This is a genomic window from Microbacterium sp. LB12, from assembly GCF_037150835.1.
Taxonomy (GTDB): Bacteria; Actinomycetota; Actinomycetes; order Actinomycetales; family Microbacteriaceae; genus Microbacterium.
In genome coordinates this window covers 1-6473 of record NZ_JBBCPF010000023.1, presented here as the reverse complement: position 1 = coordinate 6473, position 6473 = coordinate 1, and the positions used below count along the sequence as shown (strand labels likewise).

At 62.4% G+C, this 6473-nt stretch carries 10 protein-coding genes; 3 read left to right on the top strand and 7 right to left on the bottom strand.

Annotated elements, in window-relative coordinates; genetic code table 11:
- The first annotated feature begins 138 nt into the window (after positions 1-138).
- Positions 139-1113, top strand: a complete 975-nt coding sequence (locus WFM69_RS19130; RefSeq protein ID WP_337007416.1) for an arsenic resistance protein — start codon at positions 139-141, stop codon at positions 1111-1113.
- An 84-nt stretch (positions 1114-1197) separates the two neighbouring features.
- Here WFM69_RS19130 and WFM69_RS19125 read toward each other — a convergent pair whose 3' ends face one another.
- On the bottom strand, positions 1198-1458 hold the full coding sequence (locus tag WFM69_RS19125) for a hypothetical protein (protein ID WP_337007414.1): 261 nt from the start codon (positions 1456-1458) through the stop codon (positions 1198-1200).
- Positions 1459-1525: 67 nt separating this feature from the next.
- Here WFM69_RS19125 and WFM69_RS19120 point away from each other — a divergent pair, with 67 nt between their 5' ends.
- Positions 1526-1840: a hypothetical protein gene (locus WFM69_RS19120; protein ID WP_337007412.1), complete on the top strand. Its 315-nt coding sequence runs from the start codon at positions 1526-1528 to the stop codon at positions 1838-1840.
- 29 nt (positions 1841-1869) lie between these two features.
- Here the strand turns inward: WFM69_RS19120 and WFM69_RS19115 are convergent, their stop codons facing one another.
- The 4 genes from WFM69_RS19115 to WFM69_RS19100 form a co-directional block, all read right to left on the bottom strand.
- Positions 1870-2478: an HIRAN domain-containing protein gene (locus WFM69_RS19115; protein ID WP_337007410.1), complete on the bottom strand. Its 609-nt coding sequence runs from the start codon at positions 2476-2478 to the stop codon at positions 1870-1872.
- 49 nt (positions 2479-2527) lie between these two features.
- Positions 2528-2788, bottom strand: coding sequence for a hypothetical protein (locus WFM69_RS19110; protein WP_337007408.1), 261 nt, complete (start codon positions 2786-2788; stop codon positions 2528-2530).
- A gap of 527 nt (positions 2789-3315) precedes the next feature.
- A complete protein-coding gene (locus WFM69_RS19105) occupies positions 3316-4143 on the bottom strand; it encodes a metallophosphoesterase family protein (protein WP_337007406.1) in 828 nt (275 codons plus the stop codon).
- A 37-nt stretch (positions 4144-4180) separates the two neighbouring features.
- A complete protein-coding gene (locus WFM69_RS19100) occupies positions 4181-4582 on the bottom strand; it encodes a hypothetical protein (RefSeq protein ID WP_337007404.1) in 402 nt (133 codons plus the stop codon).
- Positions 4583-4725: 143 nt separating this feature from the next.
- Here WFM69_RS19100 and WFM69_RS19095 point away from each other — a divergent pair, with 143 nt between their 5' ends.
- Positions 4726-5061, top strand: coding sequence for a helix-turn-helix transcriptional regulator (locus WFM69_RS19095; RefSeq protein ID WP_337007418.1), 336 nt, complete (start codon positions 4726-4728; stop codon positions 5059-5061).
- Positions 5062-5476: 415 nt separating this feature from the next.
- Here WFM69_RS19095 and WFM69_RS19090 read toward each other — a convergent pair whose 3' ends face one another.
- Together WFM69_RS19090 and WFM69_RS19085 are read right to left on the bottom strand one after the other, a co-directional pair.
- The gene (locus tag WFM69_RS19090; RefSeq protein WP_337007402.1) at positions 5477-5890 is read right to left on the bottom strand and encodes a DUF6262 family protein; all 414 of its coding nucleotides are present in this window, start codon (positions 5888-5890) and stop codon (positions 5477-5479) included.
- Complete coding sequence (locus tag WFM69_RS19085) at positions 5874-6377, bottom strand: hypothetical protein (RefSeq protein ID WP_337007401.1); 504 nt, start codon at positions 6375-6377, stop codon at positions 5874-5876. The genes WFM69_RS19090 and WFM69_RS19085 overlap by 17 nt, the downstream gene beginning before the upstream one ends.
- Between the last annotated feature and the right edge of the window lie 96 nt (positions 6378-6473).

The window sequence follows — 6473 nt, the reverse complement described above, 5'->3', positions numbered from 1 at the left end:
CCCGCCTCACCCTCGTCACCGACACCAGAACCGAGGTGAACACCGACACCGTCCTCGAGCTCAGCGCCTAACCGAAAACAACAGCAGAAGGATCACCGACCGCTACACCACGTGCTGGGGCTTGACCTTGGTCGCCGCGTGAGCAGCGTCCTTGAGGCACAACGATGGTTCGAGAAGCACCAGATTCCTCTGTATGTCGTTGCTATCGGTGCTGGTCTAGGCGTCGGAGGACTTTTACCAGCTGCACATGCTCTCGAGGCGGCTATCAACCCAGCCATCGGACTCTTGCTCTACGCGACGTTCCTGGGCGTGCCCTTCACGCGTCTGATTGATGGTTTCCGCGACACAAGATTCCTCGTAACGACGCTCGTGCTGAACTTCGTCATAGTCCCCGTCGTCGCGTTTGGGTTATCGCGCTTCGTTGCGTTCGACACGGCGCTACTAGTCGGGGTGTTGCTTGTACTTCTCACTCCGTGCATTGACTACGTCATCGTGTTTACGGGACTCGCAGGCGGCGCTCAAAGCAAGCTCGTTGCCGCGGCGCCATTGCTGATGGTTGTTCAGCTCTTGCTGCTCCCGGTCTACCTGTCGGCCCTCGCCGGGCCTGGAGTCCTCGAGGGCATCGAAGTCGCACCGTTCGTGGAGGCGTTCGTCTTCCTCATACTGATTCCGTTGATCCTGGCCGCGCTCACCCAGTGCGCAACCACGCGCGTCCGGTGGGTAGCCAACGTCGAAAGGATTGGTTTAGGTGTCATGGTGCCGCTGATGATGGCAACCCTCTTCATCGTGGTCGCATCACAAGCCGGACTCGTGATGTCCAACCTGTCGCGAGTGGCCGCCGTGATCCCGATCTACCTTGCCTTCTTGGTGATTATGGCGTTCATCGGCGCATGGACGAGTCGCATCGCCCGCCTCGACCCGGCAAGCGGGCGGGCTGTGACGTTTTCGGGCGCGACCCGCAACTCGCTCGTCGTCCTTCCGCTTGCACTTGCGCTTCCGGCCGAGCTCGCCCTGGTTCCCGCCGTGGTCGTCGCTCAAACCCTCGTCGAGCTGATTGGGATGACCATCTACGTCCGCGCAATCCCTCGCTTGATCCCCATCGACAGGAAGTAGCTGCTGCGCTCGATACCTCGACCGATTACCGAGGGGTCAGACGGCAGAAGAACCGTCTCCGCGCACGGCGAGCAACTGGCGTACCTAGTCGTAACTCTTGTGGACGTGCCACCCGTCTTCGCCGCGGAACACGTCGAAGACAAGAGAATGTCCGTCATCGTCCGTGGCTTGGAACCGCCACCCGTACAGGCCACGATACGGCTCATGCGGAGCGGACCAGATCGAATCACGCAGGCGCGTGGGGGTATCTGAGACTCGCCAGCGGCGGCCCGCGAACATCATCCGCGCCGGGATGTCGTCGACCATCCATATCGTGGCAGGAGGGTGATGAGTGGCGGTGCGCATGCTGAAAGAATAGAACAAGTATTCGAATGTTGCTAGTCTGATTCTCGGCCGGGGAAAGGGTGCCGGCATGGGATCGAGCAAGCGGCTGGCCGCGCACTACGACATGCGCGCGCAACATCAGGCAGTGCTGTCCGCAGCGCGGTCTGGACCTCTGCAATCGCTGACGCCACGCGAGATCGGGCTGCGGGAGCAACCCCTCACGATCTATCCGCATCCGCTCACGGCCGTTTCCGCCTGGGTGAGGTTCGGACCGGAAGCCATCCGCGTCGACGCGAAGCTAGCTCGATCCACGCCACTTGCGGCCGGCATCGAGTTTCGAGCGGGTGAGCAAATGTTCCGCTGCTGGGTATGGGGTAATGCAGTGCAACCGCGAGATGGGTAGTGCTCTCCGACGGCGGATGCCGGGGATGTCTATGGCCGTAGCTTCCCCACAAGGTGACTGAGCAGCCGCTGCTCCGTCGCAATCACCTTCGGCGGCCGAGCGGAGATGGCGTATGCGGCCATCTCCAGTCCACTATCAAGGAGCTTCGCTAGAGATCGGGCAGCACCCTTGTTCCAGTAGCCACAACGAACCCCATCCTGATAGACCGCGATAGCGTTCGCGTCGAACTCGTTATCCGGTTCCCGAACGAGGCTGGCTGGACCGATTCGCAGCGTGCCGGGCGCGTACTCGTCGCCACGGACGCGCACGCTCCAGATTCCGAGACGCCTCAGCACCCGGGATCCCGCGTTCACCAGCCGCCCGGTCGACAACTCTGCCAGCCACCACTCGCCTCTGAACTCCACGATGCGGAGGTTTGGCAGCCCGCGCTCGTCCAGGTGAACGAGCTCCTCGGCCTCATCCGCCGACAGATACGGTGAGACGTATCCTTCCGGCGGCCCTCCAGGCGCGTAGGCAGACACAGTGATGCCTGAAGCCGTCTCGCGTCGTGACACGAGGACCGGCTTGGTGGGGGTTCCGGCGCGGCCCGGGCTGACGGCAGGTGGACTCCTACGCCCGAACCAGTCGAGTAGACCCATGGGGTGAGACTAGCCCAGTACAACTCTCTCTTCCGCGCGAGATGCGTGACTAGTCGTCCGACATGATCTTTCCGTCGTCTTCCATCCACACGCGCTTCCCCAGGCTGATCCGCGTCGCCACGTTGGTGAGATCCGGGTCAGTCACGTCTGCGCCATTCCCCACCGCTCGCCAGCGACTGCGCAGTGCCTTCCTGACTACCTCGACGTCTTGGCCTGCATATTCGGATGAGACTTCATCGAGCACAGCTTTCAGTTTGTTGAGCTGCTCCTGCATCTGGCGGGGAAAGTCGGGGTTCATCTGGAAGTCCATGGTGAAGCCTCTCTGCGTGTGCCGACACGATATCGCCACGCCGACCTTGTCTGTCACCGCCCCGCTGCAGGTCAGAGGGATGGAACTCCCGAGGAAGAGGCGGGGCAACCACGCACGGTGCAAAGTCACCCAGGGACGTCAGGAGCTCCACGCCGCTGCAGCATGACGCGCATCACGCAGGACATTGTCCAGTTGACCAGCGCGCAGCTGCTCGATTGCACTTGGGGCGTCGTCGCCTGAGTCATCGTCGGTCGACGCGTTCAGCCATTGCGCCCACGTCCACCGAGAAGACGTCGCCGTGCTCAGCACTTGAAGTACGGCACCTAGGCCGTCGACTACACGCCCTCCCCACACCTGAAACGCCGGGTAGAGCGATGCTCCGTCGCTGGTCTCCAACTCGAGCAAGTGGCGAGATGCCGCGGCCTCAACGATGAGGGCCTCATTCCATCCGAGAGTTCGAGCTAACGAAGAAGCGGAGTAGCAGGGGCCGATGATGGCCGCCCACGGATTGTTCCCCGTCTCTTCTGTCATCGCCCCGCCGCCTCCCGGATCTGTCGAAGCGTCGGCGTCTCGATGCGCAGCGTCGTCATGTCGAGGAACCCGAGGTTGCCTTGTTGGCCGTCCTGGCCGAGGCTTGCCACTCGCAGCCCGTCTTCGGTCTGCCCGCCGCCGGGCGCATGCATGTGACCGTGAATGAGGAGCTCCGGGTAGACAATGTTCCAGACCTTCGCCACCCGTGCGCGGGACGTGGCCGAGTCCGCGATGGCGTCGGCCGGGAAACCGAAGGGATTCGTTCGCAGGATCTCCCGCACAGCGCGAACAGGAGTGCCGGCGGGAGACTCGTGCGTGAGCATGAGGTCCGCGGGTCCCCCGGCGATGGCTGCCGACACCTGCTCTCGAGTGATCTCCTCGTCCCGCCACCAGGTGACGCCTTCCTGCCGCCAGGCCTTATCGACGGACACCGCGCCTCCGAGCGAGAGGACAGTGCGACCGCCGATGGTCAGGCGGGCAGGCCGGGGCAGGATCCAAGTGATTTCGGAAACCTGAATGGCGTGGCCAGGATGCGCCTTGAGCAGCGGAGTGATCTGGTCCCAGGGCTCGTGGTTTCCGAGCGTCACGTAGATACGCTCGATGCCGGTGCCATCGAGAGCCTCGTCCGTGGTGCCGGGGTCCATCGCCCAGTCGCCGAGCTGCAACATGGTGGTGATGTCGGGGGCGAGTGCACGGATCGACCTGGCGACGATGTCCAGCCATCGGAAGTTGCCGTGGATGTCGCCGAGGACGGCGACCCGCTGGTCGGGTAGATCGACGGTCGGCGTGACCTCGATAGCTTTCAGGGGTGGTGGTGTCCGCACTTTTCCACTCCTGTTCCGTAGATTGGCGCGGGGAACCTCATCTCGCCCTCGCAGCTTGGCGCGCGCGTGACCGCTCCCGGAACTCAGGGCCCACCCGCAGGCTACGTTCCACGCCCGGATCCCAGCTGATCCAACCTCCGCGCTTCCATTGGATGGCGACGTGGAGGCGGAACGCATGGTGGATGTTGGCGCGCACCGGGTAGGTCAGACCACTCGGCCATTCGGGATGGAGGGGTTCGTCCTCGAAGAGCTCGGCGAACAGCTCAGAGAAGGTGGGACCGCGGCCGGTACGGCGACGCACACGCGCGATGAAGATCGCGGCGGTGAGACCCAGAGCGTCCGAGCGAACCTTATCTGTGAGCGCTTTGAACGCCGCGATCCACTCGGCGGGGGCTTCGACCTCCGCGGCACTCCACCAGATCGGTCGGAGATCAGTCACTGCTACTCAACAATCGGGGTCGACCTGAACGGGACCTACGCATCGAGGCGACCCGGAGCCGATGCGCAGCGGCACACGTGCAGGTCGAGACGCAAGGTCGCGTCGGTCGATGGAGTGAATGTTTCGTATGGCTGTTCCCGATTATGCCATATGAGAAAGGCCATACTAGGAAGGCATCTCGTCAGGCTGGAAGGGTGGGAAAGAAGCCGGCGAGTCACAGCGCAGAGTGGGAAGCCTTCGCCGGCGAACTCGGGGTCAATCTTCACCGCGCTCGGATCGCAACCGGGCTCTCACAGGAGGCTGTGGCGTACCGAGCCGGACTCACCCGCTACACGTATCAGGCGTACGAACAGGGCAAGTCGCAGGCACATACCCCGGCGAACCCAACGTTGCTGGTGATGGTGGCTCTGTCCCAGGTACTCGAGGTGCCCCTCAGTCAACTCATTCCCCCGGACGCCCCCGACGTCACCACTCGGTAGCGGGAGCCGCTGACCAGGACACCTCGCTCAGGAGTTCGCTCCACCCCGACTCGACAACGGACGGCGCCGCGTTGGTAGGCTGGACTCGCCCCTATAGCTCAGTTGGTTAGAGCAACGGACTTCAACAAAAAGGAGCGCTGGCGTGGAAACACGTCAGATGACCGCCGCTATATGCTGGAACACCCTTAGAGCCTGAGGTACTCGCCCGCGAGGGCAGTGAAAATCCGATGGATTGGGCAATCAGCAGGTAACCGCAAGGGAACCTCAGAGACTACACGCGGCGCACCTGACCGGCTCGGCCGAAGGTGAAGATATAGTCCAGACTGCAAGCCGGAGACGGTGGCTGGGGAAACTCAGTGCAGCAGGTTAATCCGTGGGTCCAGGGTTCGAGCCCCTGTGGGGGCACCGTACCTACTTATAGACGTCTAGCGTCTCGCTCAAAGAGTTGCGCCGTGAGGCTCTCCACCCGCGCCGACAGCTCGGCCTTCTCCTGTTCCAGCTTCTTCTTGGCGTCCTTCAGCTTCTCGATCTCCCGAAGCGCGATGGCAAGCCGAGCTGTTAAGGACTTGACGTTGGGGCTGGGGGTAGCGCGGCGCATGGCAGACTTCGATTCCTCGCTCTTCTCCGCGACTAGGCAACGAAGATCTTCGTGTGCGTAAATGAAGCCCCGAGAGATTCCCGCCTCTCGCGCCACCGCGTTGACGTTGACTTTGGAACCGCTCGTTGCGAGCGTTAGCAGCGCCCGAAGAGCTGCTTCGCGTGCTCGCTCGGACTTGCGTTCGTTTGCCCCCCGAAGAACGGCTACACGAGATTCAAGGTCTGAGCTCATTTTTTGCCCTTTCATCATGGATCGTCGCGATTATTCTCTTCAGATTATCGTTCGGTCGACGATTGATCTCGATGATGCGGAGGTGGCCCGCCTTCTCAGCCACACTGATAGTTCTGTCAAACTCGGCGCTCTGCGCTTCCAGTACGGGCAGGAAGGCAGGCGTTGTGAGGAAGTGCGGGCAGCGATCCAGACAAGCGTTTGCGTGCGGACACGACTGCTGTATGGGAAGTCCGCAATGGCCGTTCGGCAGCGGCTGTACCGCTCTGCCGATCTTATATAGCAGGAACTCCGCCTCCGCCGCCTCCCCACTAGGGAGGTCGAGGACTTCGCCTTCGACGTTGATGAAGGTCGCCTTCTCCCATTCATCGCGGACTGTCTTGTCGACGACGTGCGCATAAACCTGCGTCGAAGACAGCGAGCGATGCCCTAGGAGCTTTTGAACGACGTGGATCGACACAGTAGTGCCCCGTAGCGTGGTGTAGCCCACGGTGGCCGGCTCGTCGCTCGCGACGTAAGCGCGGTCACCGTGTGATCCTTCGAGAAGTCTCTTACCTCCACTCGAAAGGCATCATCACGATGACCG